The organism is Tessaracoccus coleopterorum (assembly GCF_011174705.1).
Classification (GTDB): Bacteria; Actinomycetota; Actinomycetes; order Propionibacteriales; family Propionibacteriaceae; genus Arachnia; species Arachnia coleopterorum.
In genome coordinates this window covers 352798-368407 of sequence record NZ_JAANIJ010000001.1, presented here as the reverse complement: position 1 = coordinate 368407, position 15610 = coordinate 352798, and the positions used below count along the sequence as shown (strand labels likewise).

Genomic DNA, 15610 nt, shown 5'->3' with positions numbered 1-15610 from the left:
GGATCCCATGCCCGAGCCGTCCATCGTCATCCTGATCGCACTCGCCGTCGTCGTCGTGCTGCTCCTGGGTGCGACGCTGAAGATCATCCGTCAGCAACAGGTCTCGCTCGTCGAGCGCCTCGGCAAGTACCGCAAGGCGCTGGAGCCCGGCCCGCACCTCGTGGTGCCGTTCTTCGACCGGATCCGCTACACCCTCGACATGCGCGAGCAGGTCGTGCCGTTCCCGCCCAGGGGTGATCACCGAGGACAACCTGATGGTTTCCATCGACTCGGTCATCTACTTCCAGATCGTCGACCCGGTGCGCGCCGCGTACGAGGCCCAGAACTACCGGGCCGCCATCGAGCAGCTCACCATGACGACGCTGCGCAACATCATCGGCGGCATGGACCTCGAGGCCGCGCTCACCTCCCGCGAGGAGATCAACCAGCGGCTCCGGATGGTGCTCGACGAGGCCACCGGCAAGTGGGGCATCAAGGTCAACCGGGTGGAGCTGAGGGCCATCGAGCCGCCGCCCACCATCCGCGACGCGATGGAGAAGGGCGCACGGGCCGAGCGCGACAAGCGCGCCCAGATCCTGCGCGCCGAGGGCGAGCGGCAGGCCATGATCCTGTCGGCCGGCGGCGACCGCGAATCCGCCATCCTGCGCGCCCAGGGTGAGCGGGAGGCCCAGGTGCTGCGGGCGCAGGCCGAGCGGCAGGCGCAGATGCTGCGCGCCGAGGGCGAGGCCCAGGCCATCTCGACGGTGTTCTCCGCGATCCACGCAGCCGAACCCGACCAGGCGCTGCTGGCCTACCAGTACATGCAGATGCTCCCGCGGCTCGCCCAGGGTGACGCCAACAAGGTGTGGATCGTGCCGTCCGAGCTCAACGACGCACTCAAGGGCCTCGGCCAGGTCAGCGGCGCACCCGAGGTGCGTGACTATCTCTCGAAGGCGGCGGGCAGGTTCCTGGCGCCCGAGAAGGTCGACGTGCACGCCGAGATCCGGGCGCAGGCCGAGCGCGACAAGGCCCGTTCGACGGCGAGTGTCGAGAAGGCCATCGCCGACGCCCGCAAGCTGGAGAAGGGCGGAGGCGGCAGGTTGCCGGACCTGCCGGCGCTCGGGCAGGCCGGACCCGCCACGCCTGCAGAGGTGGAGCTGGGCAGCCAGCCGGGCACCGGCGCGCCCGACAGCTACCGGACGCCCTGAGTCACGCCTCCCCGCCCGGGGCTCCGGGGCGGAGGCACGCAGCCGACCCGCCAGGATCGAGCTGACGATCAGCTGCGACTGGTGGTACAGCATCAGCGGGATCACCAGCACCGACACGATGGGCCCGCTGAACAGCACGCTCGCCATCGGCACGCCGGTGGCGAGCGACTTCTTGGTGCCGCAGAACAGCAGCGCGATCCGGTCGCCGCGGGGGAAGCCGAACCAGCCGCCCATACTCCAGGTGAGCCAGAACATCAACGTCAGCAGCACGGCGACGAGCGCGACGACGACCAGCAGGTCGCTCAGCTGCAGTTGTCGCCACACGCCGGAGACGCGCAGGTCGGAGAACGCGCCGTAGACGATCAGGCAGATGATGCCCTGGTCGAGGAACTTCAGGCGCGCCCTGTGCCGCGCCATGAACCCGGCCGTCGCGAACCGGGAGAGCTGACCGAGGATGAACGGAAGCAGGAGCTGCAGCACGACGTCCCACACCTGCGCGAAACCGACCGTGCCTCCACCCGCGTCGGGGATCATCAGGATCACGAGCAGCGGCGTGAAGATCACGCCCAGCACGTTGGACGCCGTCGCCGACACCATCGCGGAGGCGACATTGCCGCCGGCAAGGGAGGTGAACGTGATCGACGACTGCACAGTGGAGGGCACCAGGCACAGGAAGATCAGGCCCATCCGGATGGGGCCCGAGGCCACCGACTCGGGCAGCCACATCATCGGCAGCGCGACGAGCGGGTAGATGACGAACGTGGTGGCGAGGATCGCGACGTGCAGCTTCCAGTTGCGCAGCCCTGCCAGGGCCTCCGCCGTCGACATGCGGGCGCCGTAGCCGAAGAACAGCACGAAGATGGCGACCTTCGTGGCGACGTCGAGCACCTCGGCCGAGCCGCCGCTGACCGGCAGCAGCAACCCGAGGGCCAGCGCCCCGAGGATCACCATCAGGTTGGGGTCGAGCTTCAGCTTCACGTCCCGTCCTCCACGCGTGCCTCCATGATTCCTCTGAGCGCGTTGGTGAGGACCACGCGCTCCGCCCGCGTAGCTGCGCGACGGTGAACTCATCCTCGTGGATGGTAGCGGCCCGATCAGGGCGGGGTCGGCCAGCAGCTCGGCCCGCATGGTGCCGGGCAGGAGCCCCAGCCTCGTCGGGGGCGTCACCCAGCGGCCGTCGATGAGGGCGAAGACGTTGCTGCGGGCCCCTCGAGGACGCGCGACGCGGCGTCGTGGCCGATCACGTCGAACGCGCCCGGCGCGGCAAGTCGGACGGCGGCGTCGAGATGGGCGCGGTCGCTCGTCTTGTGCCCCGCAAGTGGATGCCGCGGCCAGGGGGCGGCGGCAAGCACCGCGCGCACCGGTCGGGCCGTGTCGGGCAGCGGGCCGCGCGAGACGGTGGCGACGCCGTCGGGGCCGACCCTGAGCGACACCCGCCAGGCGCCCGGGGAGTGCCCGCGACCGCGGCCGTGACGGCGTCGGGTGCGGCCGGGATGCCGAGGGCCGCGGCGGAGTGTGCGAGTCGCTCCGAGTGGCGCGGCCCGAGCGCACAGACCCCGTTGATGACGGCCATCGTCTCCAGCAGTTCGACGCCGGGCCCGACGCCGGTGGCGAACCCGGCCTTGGCCAGGCACTCGAGCCACTCCGCTCCGGCTGTGCTGTCGGCCACCACCCCGCAGCCGATGCCGAGCCGGGCCGCGCCGTCGCCGTGGATCTCGAGCGTGCGGATCGCGACGCTCAGCCTCATCCGCCATCCAAGGGGCGTGTCGGCCGGCTCGATGACGCCGAGCGAGCCCGTGTAGATGCCCCTGCGGTCGGGCTCCAGGTCGCGGATCAGGCGCATGCTCGCGAGCTTCGGGGCGCCGGTGATCGAGCCGCACGGGAAGGTGGCCGCCAGCAGCCCCGCCGGAGTCGTCGCGGGGGTGAGCCGCGCGGTGACCGTGCTTGTCATCTGCCACAGATTCCCGACGCGCTCCACGTCGAACAGGCTCGGCACGGCCACCGAGCCGGGGACTGCCACCCGGCTCAGGTCGTTGCGGAGCAGATCGACGATCATCAGGTTCTCGGCGCGGTCCTTCCCACCGGAGCGCAGCGCCGCCGGATCCGTGTCGGCCGGGGCGGTGCCCTTCATGGGGCGGGTCGTGGCCGTGTCGCCGTCGACGGCCAGGAAGAGTTCGGGGGAGAGGCTGAGCGTCCAGGGCGCCGCTGGCGGCGGGAGGTGGGCCAGCACCCGAACGCGACGGCCTGCCGCTCCCGGAGCCGTGCGTAGAGGCTGCGGGGATCGCCGACAGCGCGGCCGAGCATCCGGAAGGTGTGGTTGATCTGATAGGTCGATCCGGCGGCGATGGCCGCGAGGATTCGCGCCAGGTCGGCCGCGAAGCCCTCCGGGGACACTGTCGGCGCCATGCCGGTGAGCCAGGCCTCACCGGTGACGTGCGGGGCCGGTCGGTGCGGTGGCGGTCGCGGAACCAGTACAGGGCGCCCGGAGCGTCGTCGGCCACCCCCATGGCCGCCTCGCCGAGGTCGTAAGGCAGCCACGCGAAGCAGTGCAGACCGGCGGCCCACCCGTCGGCGAGCGCAGCATCCAGTCGATCCAGGTCGATCCGGTCGACCCGCGCGAGCCCTGACAGGACCGTCACGCTGTCGGAGGGTGCATCGTCGAGCACCACGAACGGTTCCATGGCGTACAGGCTAGTGCCGCGGCCGGTCGGGCCGCCCCGGCGCCGGGGCGGCTACCCTTGGCTGGTGCTGATCGAGGTGACCGACCGCAACGACGCCCGCCTGGGTGACTTCGTCGGCCTGCGCGATGCCCAACTCCGCCGCTCCGGCGGGCGGTTCATCGCCGAGGGCCTGAAGATCATCGAGCGCGCCTTCGCGGCGGGCTGCGTCCCGCGCTCGCTTCTGCTGCAGCCGCGCTGGCTCGACGGCCTCGCCCCGCTCCTCGAGGCCTGGCCCGACGTGCCCGTGCACGTCGCATCCGAGGCACTCATCGAGGAGATCAGCGGGTTCCACGTGCACCGTGGCGCCCTCGGGTCGTTCGAGCGGCCCGCCGAGACACCCTGGGAGTTCTTCGAGGGCGCCCGCCGCGTGATCGTGTGTGAGGAACTGGTCGACCACGCCAACACCGGGGCCGTGATCCGGCTCGCGGCGGGCCTCGGCTGGGACGGCGTCCTCGTCTCGCCGGGCGGGGCCGATCCCCTCTACCGCAGGGCGGTCAAGGCGAGCATGGGCGCGAGCCTGGCCCACCCCTGGCGTCGGATGACCGGAGCCCGGGACCTGCGGCGGCTCGGGGAGGCGGGGTTCCGCCTCGTGGCCGCGGCGCTGACGCCCGACGCCGTGCCGCTGCCCGCCTACCGGGTGCCCGACCGCGTGGCCCTGCTGCTCGGCACCGAGGGGGCGGGTTTGAGCCCCGCGTGGCTGGAACTGGCCGACGACGTGGTGACGATCCCCATGACCGGCGCGGTCGACTCGCTCAACGTGGCCACCGCCGCCTCCATCCTCGCCTACGCGCTGCGTTGACCCCGGTACGCCGACGGCGGGCCGCCCGGAAGGGACGACCCGCCGCGCGGTCGGGTCAGGAGAACAGCACGATGTTGTTCAGCACCAGCTGGTTCTGCCACGCGTACGTGTAGCGGCCCGGGCCGCCGGCCCGGACGATCACGGTCGCGAGGATGTAGGACCGGCAGCCGTTGCGGCCGGTCTGCGGGGTGTCGCACTCGGTCACCCAGGTGCGGCCGTCGACGATGTGGCGGCCGGGCGTGGCGAGCGGGTTGCCCCTCCACACCGAACGCGGCGAGGCGACGTAGGTGAGGCTGTTGAACATCCAGCCCGTCCTGTTGACGTACCTCCCGTCGACCTGCTGGATCCGGGATCCCCAGATGGAGGTCCAGCAGCGCTCTGTCACGGAGTACGCCTCGCACTCGGTGAACCAGCGACGACCCGACGAGGTGTGGTAGCCGGGCGTCGTGTAGATGTTCACCGGTGTCGGCGTCGGGTCGGCGTGGGGGTGGGCGTCGGGGTCGGCGTGGGGGTGGGTGTGGGGTCCACGGCGTCGCGCAGCGACAGGCCGACCAGCACCGGATCGTGGTCGGAGGACCGGTACGGGCTCGCCTCCCACAGGGCGTCCTCGGCCGGCTGCTTGAAGCTCATGTCGTAGTCGAACAGGTCGGCCTCGTCGGCGTTGATGTGCCACGAGGCGGCGCCGGTGACCCGCGGCGTCATGGCCGCGTTCGAGAGCGCGTAGTCGAGGTAGCCGACCATGCCGTCGAACACGTAGCCGTACGCCTCCGGGCCCTCGAAGCTGCGGTGCAGGTCGGTGTAGCCGGACGCGGCGAACGCGTCGATCGGATCCTCGTGATCGTAGGAGTTCATGTCGCCGATCACGAGGGTGCGGTCCTCGCCCGGCCCGTCGGATCGGCGGCCAGCCATCCGGTCATCGTCCTGACGGCCGCGAGCCGGGTCTGGTTGCAGTTGCCCGCCCGTCACCGAGGTCAGGGTCGCCGGAGCACTCCGAGCCCTTGGACTTGAGGTGGTTGACGGCGACGTTGAAGGTCTCGCCTGTGGCGTTCTCCTCGAACGTCTGGACGAGCGTCGGTCGGTTGCGGTTGTCCTTGTAGTCGTAGGCCGCCCAGTTGCCGACCGGGTCACGGCGGCTGGTTGGTAGATGAACGCCTGGACGATGGCGTCGCTGCCGAGCCGACCGGTGGAGATCGACGCGTACGTGTCGCTCCCGAGGTCCTTGTTCAGCGCCTCCACCAGCGCGTCGACGGCGGTGCCGTTGTTCTCGATCTCCATGAGGCCCACCACGTGGGCGTCCAGCTCTCCGATGGCCGCGACGATCTTGGCCTCCTGGCGGGCGAACTCCTCCGGGGTGTCGGCCCGCGGGCATCGGGGTCCTGGCTCTTCAGGGTGGTGAAGTAGTTCAGCACGTTCATCGACGCGACGCGCACGTCGCCCCCACCTCGGGGACGTCCGGGCGGGCGTTGACCCGAGTGTAGTTGCCGCCCTGGTGGGCTGAAGCTTCCATGCCCCGAAGTTGTACGTCATGATGCCGGTGAGGTCGGAGACGGTGTCACCGCCGCGGAAGTAGTTGCTCAGCGACACCGGATCGCCGTCGGGGTGGATGGCCGGGCTCGCGTTCTGTGCGGTGCGCCCATCGTCGACGATGAGGCGGTCGGCCTGGTTGGCGGCCAGCACGGCCCTCGCGTCGTCGCCCGGCTCGGCGACGGCGGTGGGGTGTTCTGGCGCGTCGAGGCGTAGACGATCTCGCCGTAGCGGTCGAAGTTGAAGTACTCGACGATGGTCAGAGCGTCGGGGAACGTGACGAGCATCGACTCGTGGGACTCCTGATTGCCGAGCGGAAGCGTCAGCTCGGTGGGGTGACCTCGCCCGATCCGATGGTCCGGACGCTGCTCGGCGCGAGTTGCGTCTGGCCGTTGAACTCGCTGACCGTGCCGGTGACGCGCACCCGGGTACCGACGGGAGCGTTCGCCAGGGAGGCGCCGTAGATGAACAGTGCGTCGCTGGTCTCGGCGAGGCCGTCGCCCGTGTCCTGGATGAAGTAGCCATTGAAGCCGCCGGTCTGGAAGTTGCCGGTGACGACTCCGGCGACGGTCACCGGCTTGCCGACGTACGGGGAGGTGTCCCCGGTGCCCTGGACGGTGCCGATCTTCAGGACCTCGCCCTGCTCGACGGGCGGATCGGTCGGTTCCCCGGGGCCGGAGCCGTCACAGGTGAACGTCCCGAGGATGTCGAACGTGTCGACGGGGTGTGAGGTCCACTGCGCTGACGGATCGAATGCGTCGTCGACGACGGTGTCGGTGACGCACGACGTGCGCAGCAGGGACTGGTTCGTGGTGGAGACCCGGAGCCGGTCCATGCCGTGCCCGGGTCGGTTCCCGTCTGGCCGAGCGAATCGACCACGGCGCCGTCGCGCTGGAGTTGGATGGCGTCGTCGCCGTTGAACAGAGCGCTGGTGGTGTGGGCCGCACCTGTCGTGAGCGTGTCGACGGCCGCGCTGTCGGCGACCCGCAGGTGGCCACCGGAGGCGAGGCTGCCGCTCAGCGTCCAGATCAGCGTTCCGGTGCTGGAACCGTTGGAGAACTGCAGGAGCCGGTACCCGGTGAGGTCGATGGCGGCGTCGGTCGGGTTGTAGACCTCGACGGCCTTGTTGGAGCTGGAACCCTCGATGTAGGCGCTGATCATCAGGGTCGACGGCGGTGCGCCCACCGCGGGCATGGGGAGAGCGATCAGGCCGGCCACGAGGGCTGCAGCGGCGGTGATCGTGGCGGTGCGTCTGAGTTTCATGCTTCCTCCACATAGGGGCTCGGACTCGTGAGCCTAGGGAGGTCGCGCCAACTTTGTGGGTGGTTGCGATGAACGGGCGGCAAACCCTCACCGCCCGGACGGGGTCAGGCCACCGGGAGCGGGGCCGCCTTCACCTTCGGGGAGACCGGCCAGTCGTCGGGGTAGCGGTAGGCCAGCTCGCCGACCTTCTTGTCCAGGGCCCTGCGCGAGCGGCCCGACAGCCGGTCACCGAAGACCATTCCGTTGAGATGGTCGGTCTCGTGCTGGAGGCAGCGGGCCAGCAGGCCGGTGCCGTCCACTGTCACCTCGGCGCCGAATGCGTCCTGGCCGGTGCAGCTCGAGCGGTCGGGGCGGGCGAGGCTCTGGTAGCCGCCGGGGTAGGAGAGGCAGCCCTCCTCGGCGGCCTCCAGGTTGCGGTCCTTGCCCTCCGGCAGGGTGACCACCGGGTTGCAGATCACACCGAGGCGCACCACGTCATCGGCATCGGGGCACTCGTAGATGAACACGGCCAGGTCGACCCCGACCTGGGTGGCCGCGAGGCCCACGCCGTCGGCGGCGCGCATCGTGGCGAACATGTCGCGCACCAGTGTGTGCAGCTCCTCACCGAACTCGGTCACCGGCCGCGTGACCGCGTGCATGACCGGGTCCCCAGCGCGTGATGGGCAGGACCTTGCCACCCTGGGTCAGGTCGGCCTCGGTCATCGTGAACCTCCAGAATCGTTGCGGTGAGACGCGCCAAGTATGCCGCACCCGCGTGTGTCCGGCCGCCTCGCCCGGCCCGGTGAGCGACACTTGGGGCATGGAACTGAGCCCGGGATGGGAGAGACTCATCGCCGAGTACGCCCTGCATCTGGGTGCCGAGCGGGGCTGTCGGCGCATACCGTGCGCGCCTACAGCGGTGATCTGCGGGAGCTGGCGGCGGGTTCGGGGCCGAACCGGGGAGGGTCACGCTCGCCACCCTCCGGGGTGGCTCGCGGACATGACCGAGGCGGGCGCAGCCCAGGCCACAGTCCAGCGCCGCGTGGCCAGCGCCCGCGGATTCTTCGCCTGGGCTGCCTCCGAGGGGATGATCGGCGACGACCCCGCGGTACGGCTCAGGGCGCCGAAGCGGGGGCGGAGGCTCCCGAAGGTGCCGACCGGGGCCGCCATGGACGTCACGTTCGCGTCGGCGGAGACCCGGGTCGCCGAGGAGGGGGCCCCATCGCGGTGCGCGACCTCGCTCTGCTGGAGGTGGCCTACTCGAGCGGGTTGCGCGTCTCGGAACTCTGTTCCCTGCGGATCCCGACCTCGACCGCGGCCGCGGCTCCGTGCGTGTGCTCGGGAAGGGAGGTCGGGAACGCACCGTGCCGATCGGTGCCCCGCGCTGCGGGCGGTCGACGCCTGGCTCGCGCGCCGCGCGGAGGTGGCCCTCGACTCGAGCCCCGACACCGTCTTCCTCGGGGCCAGGGGCGGGGCTCTGGACCCGCGGGTTGCGCGCCGCGTGGTGCACGAGGCGACCCGGGCCGCCGGGGTGGAGGTGGGCCGCACGGTCTGCGGCACGCCATGGCGACGCACCTCATCGAGGGCGGTGCCGACCTGCGCAGCGTCCAGGAGATGCTGGGCCACGCGTCGGTGGCCACCACCCAGATCTATACGCACGTCACGTCCGAGCGGCTGCGCTCCGCCTACCGTCAGGCCCATCCCCGCGCCTGACGACTCATGCCAGCGTCAACGGGTCGATCAGGCGGGAGCCGCGCCACGCCATCCAGTGCAGGTGGCAGCCGGTCGACAGGCCGGTCGACCCGACCCGTCCGACCCGCTCCCGGCCGCAAGCTCCCGGCCGACCGACACCTCCTGGCCGAGAAGGTGGTTGTAGGCGGTGACCAGCCCCCGTCGTGTTCGACGAACACCCGCCACCCGTAGGCGGTGGAGAAGTATGCACGGGTCACCCTTCCGCCGGTCGGGGTGACGACGGGCGTTCCGCAGGGAGCGGCCAGGTCGGTGCCGTCGTGCAGCTTCCAGACGCCGGTGATCGGATGGCGCCGCATCCCGAACGGGGAGGTGCGTACGCCGTCCACCGGTAGCCGGCCGATGGACACCCGCGCGGCCCCGATTGCGGGAGCCACCCGCGGCCCGGTGCCCTGCGGCACCAGCCGGACCCGTCGGGCGGAGAGGTAGGCCATCGGGTCGGCGTAGGCGGTGCCGTCGGTCAGCCCCAGTGCAGGCAGGCCACGGGGCGCAGTGCCGTCCGGTCACGGTGCCGAGCACGTCGCCGTCTGCAACCACGCTGCCGGAGGAGACGGCGGCGCGCACGGGTTGGTATGTGGTGCGCCACCCGTTGCCGTGGTCGACGCTCACGACCGGGGTGCCCGCCACAACGCCCGCGAACAGCACCACACCGGCGGCCGCGGCCCGCACCGTCACCCCGGCCGTGGCCGCCAGATCGACGCCACGGTGCCCGGCGTCGTAGCGGGCCACCCGGTCGAAGGCCCGCACCGTGTGCCCGGGCACGGGCGGGTCAGGACGAACCCGTCCGCGACGGCGGGCAGGGGAGAGAGGAGCAGGAGGAGCGCGAACAGCGCCGATGTCAGGGATCTCACACGACCCGTTATCCGGAGGCGGGCACGGGTGTGTCACATCCGCGCCCGGTGCTGTGGAGAACCGCGCCCCACCGGTTTGTTCCGCATCGTCGCAGAGGGGTAACATGGCCGGGCAACCATCATGGGTTGACTTCGCATGTGCCGAGGCGGGTTCGCATCCGTCGGTCGCCGCGTGGTCCCGCCTCCGGGCGGGTGCAGCGGCCGGGCACATCAGGAAAGGCCCCACCCGGGTCCGATCAAACCACACGTGGGCCACCGGCCCACCGGAAGTCAGGCGGGCAGCGCCCGCCGTGAAAGGAACGGCCATGGCCGTCGTCACCACCCGCCAGCTGCTCGAGGCCGGCGTCCACTTCGGACACCAGACCCGTCGTTGGAACCCAAGATGAAGCGCTTCATCTTCACCGAGCGCAACGGCATCTACATCATCGACCTCCAGCTCTCGCTGCGCTACATCGACAAGGCGTACCACTTCGTCAAGTCGACCGTCGCCCGTGGCGGCCAGGTGCTGTTCGTCGGCACGAAGAAGCAGGCCCAGGAGGCCATCGCCGAGCAGGCCACCCGCGTGGGCATGCCCTACGTGAACCAGCGCTGGCTCGGCGGCATGCTGACCAACTTCCACACCGTCACCAAGCGGATCCAGCGCCTCAAGGAGCTTGAGGGCATGGACTTCTCCGACGTCGCCGCCAGCGGCCTCACCAAGAAGGAGCTCCTGCAGCTCGAGCGTGAGAAGAACAAGCTGGAGAAGACCCTCGGCGGTATCCGCGACATGGTCAGGACCCCCCAGGCCGTGTGGATCGTGGACACCAAGAAGGAGCACCTCGCCGTCGACGAGGCCCGCAAGCTGAACATCCCCGTCGTCGCGATCCTCGACACCAACTGCGATCCCGACGAGGTCGACTTCGCGGTGCCGGGCAACGACGACGCCATCCGCTCCGTCGCGCTCCTGACCCGCATCATCGCCGACGCCGCCGCCGAGGGTCTCATCGACCGCTCGTCGGGCCGCTCCGGTGAGCAGGCCGAGTCCGAGCCCATGCCCGACTGGGAGCGCGAGCTTCTCGCCGCCGATCAGCCGGCCGCCGCCGAGGTCGCCGAGAAGGTCCAGGCCGAAGAGGCTCCCGTGGCCGAGGTTGCCGAAGAGGCTCCCGTGGCTGCTGAGGTTGCCGAGGAGGCTCCCGTGGCCGAGGTCGCCGAAGAGGCTCCCGTCGCCGAGGTCGCCCCGGCAGCCGAGGCCACCGAGGCCACCGAGGCCACCGAAGCCAACTGAGAACCCCAGAGAAGAACAGGAAACGAGCATCCATGGCAATCACTGCCGCTGACGTGAAGAAGCTCCGCGACGCCACCGGCGCGGGCATGATGGACGCCAAGAGGGCCCTCGTCGAGGCCGAGGGCGACTTCGACAAGGCCGTTGAGCTGCTGCGCATCTCGGGTCTTGCGAAGGCCGCGAAGCGCGCCGACCGCGAGGCCACCAATGGCATCGTGGCGGGTCGCGACGGCGCCCTGATCCAGTTCGCAGCCGAGACCGACTTCGTCGCCAAGAACGCCGAGTTCGTCACGCTCGCCGAGGAGATCCTCTCCGCGGTGCTGACCGCAGGCGCGACCGATGTCGCCACGGCCAACGAGGCAGCCCTCGTCTCCGGTGTGAAGGTCAGCGACGCCGTGCAGGAGCTCGGCGCCAAGATCGGTGAGAACCTCTCGGTCGCCGCCGTCGCCAACTACGAGGGCGACAGCCACCTGTACCTGCACCGCCGCGCCGCTGACCTGCCCCCGCAGGTCGGTGTGCTCGTCGAGTACAAGGGTGACGAGCAGCTCGCGCATCACGTCGCGCTGCAGATCGCGTCGATGTCGCCCAGTGGGTCAACCGCGAGGACGTGCCTGCCGATCTCGTCGAGAACGAGCGACGCATCGCCGAGGCGACCGCCAAGGAGGAGGGCAAGCCCGAGGCCGCCCTTCCCCGCATCGTCGAAGGCCGCGTCGGCGGCTACTACAAGGACGTCGTCCTCGTCGACCAGGCCGCGGTCTGGGAGGACAAGAAGTCCGTCGGTGACGCCCTCAAGGACGGCGGCACCGAGATCGTGCGCTTCGTGCGCTTCGCGATCGGCGCCTGAGCGCAATCGCGCCAAGTGAAGTAGAGTTACGTGCGCCGCGACCACTGGTCGCGGCGCACGTGCCATGTCCACCCACAGTCAGTCCAGGAGGTCTGGTGGCCTATCAGCGGGTTTTGTTGAAGCTTTCCGGTGAGGAGTTCGGGGGAGGCAAGCTCGGCGTCGATCCGGTGATCGTGTCGGGTATCGCCGAACAGGTCGCCGATGTCGTCCGCAGAGGCACCCAGGTCGCAGTGGTCGTGGGAGGTGGCAACTACTTCCGTGGCGCTGAACTCTCGAAGAGCGGCATGGCACGCGACCGTGCCGACTACATGGGCATGCTCGGCACGGTGATGAACGCCATCGCGCTGCAGGACTTCTGCGAGCGTGCCGGCATTGAGACCCGCGTCCAGTCGGCCATCAACATGGCCCAGGTCGCCGAGCCGTACATCCCCGCCGCGCCGAGCGCCACATGGAGAAGGGTCGCCTCGTCATCTTCGGTGCGGGTTCGGGCATGCCGTACTTCTCCACCGACACCGTCGCCGCGCAGCGCGCGCTGGAGATCGGCGCCGAGGTGCTGTTGATGGGCAAGCAGGGTGTCGACGGGGTCTACAACAAGGATCCCAAGCACCACCCGACGCCACCAAGTTCGCGGAGCTCACGCACGACCAGTTCCTCAAGGAGGACCTGAAGGTGGCCGACGCCACCGCCATCGCGCTGGCCCGCGACAACAACCTGAACCTCGTGTTCTTCAGCCTCTCCGAACCAGGCAACATCGCCCGCGCGGTCGCGGGTGAGACGATCGGCACGCTCGTCACCCGCTAACCCCACCCCAAGGACTTTGAGGAGTCGACCACACATGATCGCCGAAATCCAGAAGGAATCCTCCACCAGGATGCAGCAGGCGGTGGACCACGCCCGCGAGGACATGGCCACGATCCGCACCGGGCGCGCGCACCCCGCGATGTTCAGCAAGCTCAACGCGGACTACTACGGCGCGCCGACGCCGCTGCAGCAGTTGGCGCAGTTCACCTCGCCCGACCCGCGGTCGCTGCTGATCACCCCCTTCGACCGCAGCGCCATCGGCGCCATCGAGAAGGCCATCCGCGACGCCGACCTCGGTGTGAACCCGGGAAACGACGGCAATTCGGTGCGCATCGTGATGCCGCAGCTGACCGAGGAGCGCCGCAAGGAATACGTGAAGATGGCCAAGGGCAAGGCTGAGGACGCCCGCATCGCGGTGCGCAACATCCGCCGTCACGCCATCGACCAGCTCAAGAAGCTCCAGAAGGACGGCGAGATCTCCGAGGACGATCTCTCCCGCGCCGAGAAGGCCCTCGACGGCACCACCAAGAAGTTCGTGGAGAGCGTCGACGAGGTCCTCAAGAACAAGGAAGCCGAACTGGCTGAGGTGTGATGACCGGAGTCGGAGAGGCCAGCCCCGCAAGTCGAAGGCTGGTCGGGATCTTCCCACAGCAGTCGGCGTCGGGGTCGGGCTCTTCGCCGCCCTCGTGGTGGGCTGCTGTGGGCGCACTGGTTCTTCGCGATCCTGGTGGCCCTCGGCCTCACGCTGGGCACCGTCGAGGTGCACCGCGCGCTGCTCCGCAAGGGCCAGGCCTCCGAGATCGTGCCGGTCGCGGTCGGTACCGCGGTCAGCAGCCTCGGTGGCTACGCCGCCGTGCGCGGCCTCATCCCACTCGAGCCGATCACGTTCGTGGTGATCTGCCTGTGCCTCACGATGATCGTGTCGCTCGGGCTGCGGCTCCGCGGCGGCGCCGCCGGTTTCGTGGGCGACGTCTCCGCGAGCGCCTTCATCATCGGCTACATCCCGCTGCTCGGCGCCTCCGTGCCGCTGCTGATGGGCGCCCCCGACGGTGCGCTGCGGATCCTCACCATCGTCGCCTGCGTCGTGGCCTCCGACACGGGGGCCTTCACCGTCGGCGTCCTCCTGGGGCGCCACAAGATGGCCCCGGTGATCAGCCCCAACAAGACATGGGAGGGTTTCGCGGGCGGAATCGTCTTCGCCGCCGTCATCGGCGTGCTCGGCGCGATCTACCTGCTTGAGATCCACTGGGCGATCGGGCTCGTGCTCGGCGCGCTGCTGAGCGTCGCGGGCACCATCGGGGATCTGGTTGAATCGTTGATCAAGCGTGACGTAGGCTTGAAGGACATGTCCAACTTCCTTCCCGGACACGGCGGCGTGATGGATCGACTCGATTCGATGCTCGTCGCGGTCCCGTCGGTTGGGCCATCCTGCACCTCACCATCGGCAGCTGACGCCGCCAAACGGAAAGTACCCACCCGTGGCTCCCACCTCCCTCCCACTCGTCTTCGAAGCGCCCCGCAGGGGTAAGCCGCCGAAGCACTGGCTCGACCTCGACCATGCGGAGCGGATCGAGGCCACCGAGAAGCTCGGGCTGCCGAGGTTCCGCGCAGATCAGATCTCACGCCACGTCTTCGACCGGCTCGAGGTGGACGCGACGAACTTCACCGATCTCCCCGCCGCCATCCGCGCCGACCTGGGCGAACAGCTGTTCCCGAACCTTCTCGACCAGGTGACCGTCCGGGCCACCGACGACGGCAGCACCGTCAAGACGCTGTGGAAGCTGCACGACGGGTCGCTGCTGGAGTCGGTGCTGATGCGCTACCCCAACCGCACCACCTTGTGCATCTCCTCACAGGCGGGCTGCGGCATGGCGTGCCCCTTCTGCGCCACGGGGCAGGGCGGGCTGAAGCGCAACCTGTCCCAGGCCGAGATCACCGCCCAGGTGCTCGCCGCCGACCAGCAGATCGCCTCAGGCGTCGTTCCCGGCGCCACCGGCCGGCTCAACAACATCGTCTTCATGGGGATGGGTGAGCCGCTGGCCAACTACAACGCGGTGATGGGTTCGATCCGCACCTTCGTCGAGCCGAGCCCCAACGGTTTCGGAATGAGCGCCCGCCACATCACCGTGTCCACCGTCGGCCTGGTGCCACAGATCAACAGGCTCACGGATGAGGGGCTCCCGCTGACGCTCGCGGTATCGCTGCACGCCCCCGACGACGAACTGCGCGACGAGATCGTCCCCATCAACAACCGGTGGAAGGTCGATGAGGTTGTCGACGCCGCCTGGGAGTACGCGAAGAAGACGAAGCGCCGCGTGTCGATCGAGTACGCGATGATGCGCGACATCAACGATTCCGTGGAGCGGGCCGAACTGCTCGCCAGGGTGCTGAAGCGCCGCGGTGACTGGGGCTGGGTGCATGTGAACCTGATCCCGCTCAACCCGACCCCCGGCTCCAGGTGGACGGCGTCGCGCAAGGCGGACGAGGTGGCATTCATCCAGACCCTCGAGCGCCGCGGTGTCCCCGTGACGCTGCGCGACACGCGCGGCCAGGACATCGACGGCGCCTGCGGTCAGCTGGCCGCGAGCGTCACCCAGGCCTGACGCAAGTCGCCGGGAGACATGCCCACGGA

Annotated in this window: 10 protein-coding genes and 9 pseudogenes; 9 read left to right on the top strand and 10 right to left on the bottom strand. The window is 69.9% G+C overall.

Features of this window, described 5'->3' with window-relative positions; translation table 11 throughout:
- The first annotated feature begins 7 nt into the window (after positions 1–7).
- Positions 8–1187 (top strand): annotated as a pseudogene (locus G7085_RS02360) (SPFH domain-containing protein).
- Positions 1188–1283: 96 nt separating this feature from the next.
- Here the strand turns inward: G7085_RS02360 and G7085_RS02355 are convergent.
- Positions 1284–2138, bottom strand: a pseudogene (locus G7085_RS02355) (bile acid:sodium symporter family protein); the annotation flags it as partial.
- A gap of 289 nt (positions 2139–2427) precedes the next feature.
- Positions 2428–3417: a chorismate-binding protein gene (locus G7085_RS02350; RefSeq protein WP_197509841.1), complete on the bottom strand. Its 990-nt coding sequence runs from the start codon at positions 3415–3417 to the stop codon at positions 2428–2430.
- Between the two features lie 527 nt (positions 3418–3944).
- On the opposite strand from G7085_RS02350, the gene G7085_RS02345 reads away from it, so the two are divergent.
- Positions 3945–4706, top strand: coding sequence for a TrmH family RNA methyltransferase (locus tag G7085_RS02345; RefSeq protein WP_408647026.1), 762 nt, complete (start codon positions 3945–3947; stop codon positions 4704–4706).
- A 55-nt stretch (positions 4707–4761) separates the two neighbouring features.
- Here the strand turns inward: G7085_RS02345 and G7085_RS02340 are convergent, their stop codons facing one another.
- From G7085_RS02340 to def, 6 genes and pseudogenes are all read right to left on the bottom strand, one after another.
- A complete protein-coding gene (locus G7085_RS02340; protein WP_197509839.1) occupies positions 4762–5166 on the bottom strand; it encodes a hypothetical protein in 405 nt (134 codons plus the stop codon).
- Positions 5163–6383 carry an endonuclease/exonuclease/phosphatase family protein gene (locus G7085_RS02335; RefSeq protein WP_197509838.1) on the bottom strand — a complete coding sequence of 407 codons (1221 nt, stop codon included), beginning with the start codon at positions 6381–6383 and terminating at the stop codon, positions 5163–5165. The genes G7085_RS02340 and G7085_RS02335 overlap by 4 nt, the downstream gene beginning before the upstream one ends.
- Complete coding sequence (locus tag G7085_RS02330; RefSeq protein WP_197509837.1) at positions 6281–6517, bottom strand: hypothetical protein; 237 nt, start codon at positions 6515–6517, stop codon at positions 6281–6283. The genes G7085_RS02335 and G7085_RS02330 overlap by 103 nt, the downstream gene beginning before the upstream one ends.
- Before the next feature lie 35 nt (positions 6518–6552).
- Entirely contained in the window at positions 6553–6804 is a 252-nt protein-coding gene (locus tag G7085_RS02325; RefSeq protein WP_197509836.1) for a single stranded DNA-binding domain-containing protein, read from the bottom strand.
- 53 nt (positions 6805–6857) lie between these two features.
- Positions 6858–7493 carry a lamin tail domain-containing protein gene (locus G7085_RS02320; RefSeq protein ID WP_197509835.1) on the bottom strand — a complete coding sequence of 212 codons (636 nt, stop codon included), beginning with the start codon at positions 7491–7493 and terminating at the stop codon, positions 6858–6860.
- A 104-nt stretch (positions 7494–7597) separates the two neighbouring features.
- Positions 7598–8195, bottom strand: a pseudogene (gene def, locus G7085_RS02315) (peptide deformylase).
- A 97-nt stretch (positions 8196–8292) separates the two neighbouring features.
- On the opposite strand from def, the pseudogene G7085_RS36160 reads away from it, so the two are divergent.
- Positions 8293–9185 (top strand): annotated as a pseudogene (locus G7085_RS36160) (tyrosine recombinase XerC).
- Here G7085_RS36160 and G7085_RS02305 read toward each other — a convergent pair.
- Both G7085_RS02305 and G7085_RS33875 read right to left on the bottom strand, forming a co-directional pair.
- Positions 9164–9655, bottom strand: coding sequence for a M23 family metallopeptidase (locus tag G7085_RS02305; RefSeq protein WP_197509833.1), 492 nt, complete (start codon positions 9653–9655; stop codon positions 9164–9166). The pseudogene G7085_RS36160 and the gene G7085_RS02305 overlap by 22 nt on opposite strands.
- A 124-nt stretch (positions 9656–9779) precedes the next feature.
- Positions 9780–10178: pseudogene (locus tag G7085_RS33875) on the bottom strand (peptidoglycan DD-metalloendopeptidase family protein); the annotation flags it as partial.
- A gap of 199 nt (positions 10179–10377) precedes the next feature.
- Between G7085_RS33875 and rpsB the strand changes: the two are divergent.
- From rpsB to rlmN, 6 genes and pseudogenes are all read left to right on the top strand, one after another.
- Positions 10378–11336 (top strand): annotated as a pseudogene (rpsB, locus tag G7085_RS02295) (30S ribosomal protein S2).
- 32 nt (positions 11337–11368) lie between these two features.
- A pseudogene (gene tsf, locus G7085_RS02290) lies at positions 11369–12177 on the top strand (translation elongation factor Ts).
- A gap of 92 nt (positions 12178–12269) precedes the next feature.
- A pseudogene (gene pyrH / locus G7085_RS02285) lies at positions 12270–12978 on the top strand (UMP kinase).
- A gap of 34 nt (positions 12979–13012) precedes the next feature.
- On the top strand, positions 13013–13570 hold the full coding sequence (frr, locus tag G7085_RS02280; RefSeq protein ID WP_197509832.1) for a ribosome recycling factor: 558 nt from the start codon (positions 13013–13015) through the stop codon (positions 13568–13570).
- Positions 13560–14430: pseudogene (locus G7085_RS02275) on the top strand (phosphatidate cytidylyltransferase). The gene frr and the pseudogene G7085_RS02275 overlap by 11 nt, the downstream one beginning before the upstream one ends.
- A gap of 26 nt (positions 14431–14456) precedes the next feature.
- A complete protein-coding gene (gene rlmN / locus G7085_RS02270; protein WP_331715426.1) occupies positions 14457–15581 on the top strand; it encodes a 23S rRNA (adenine(2503)-C(2))-methyltransferase RlmN in 1125 nt (374 codons plus the stop codon).
- Positions 15582–15610 lie beyond the last annotated feature (29 nt).

Excerpts from the sequence above, each read along its gene's own strand:
- G7085_RS02330 (WP_197509837.1), bottom strand. The coding sequence starts at position 6,517 with ATGCTCGTCACGTTCCCCGACGCTCTGACCATCGTCGAGTACTTCAAC.
- G7085_RS02305 (WP_197509833.1), bottom strand. The coding sequence starts at position 9,655 with ATGGCCTACCTCTCCGCCCGACGGGTCCGGCTGGTGCCGCAGGGCACC.
- G7085_RS02320 (WP_197509835.1), bottom strand. The coding sequence starts at position 7,493 with ATGAAACTCAGACGCACCGCCACGATCACCGCCGCTGCAGCCCTCGTG.
- frr (WP_197509832.1), top strand. The coding sequence starts at position 13,013 with ATGATCGCCGAAATCCAGAAGGAATCCTCCACCAGGATGCAGCAGGCG.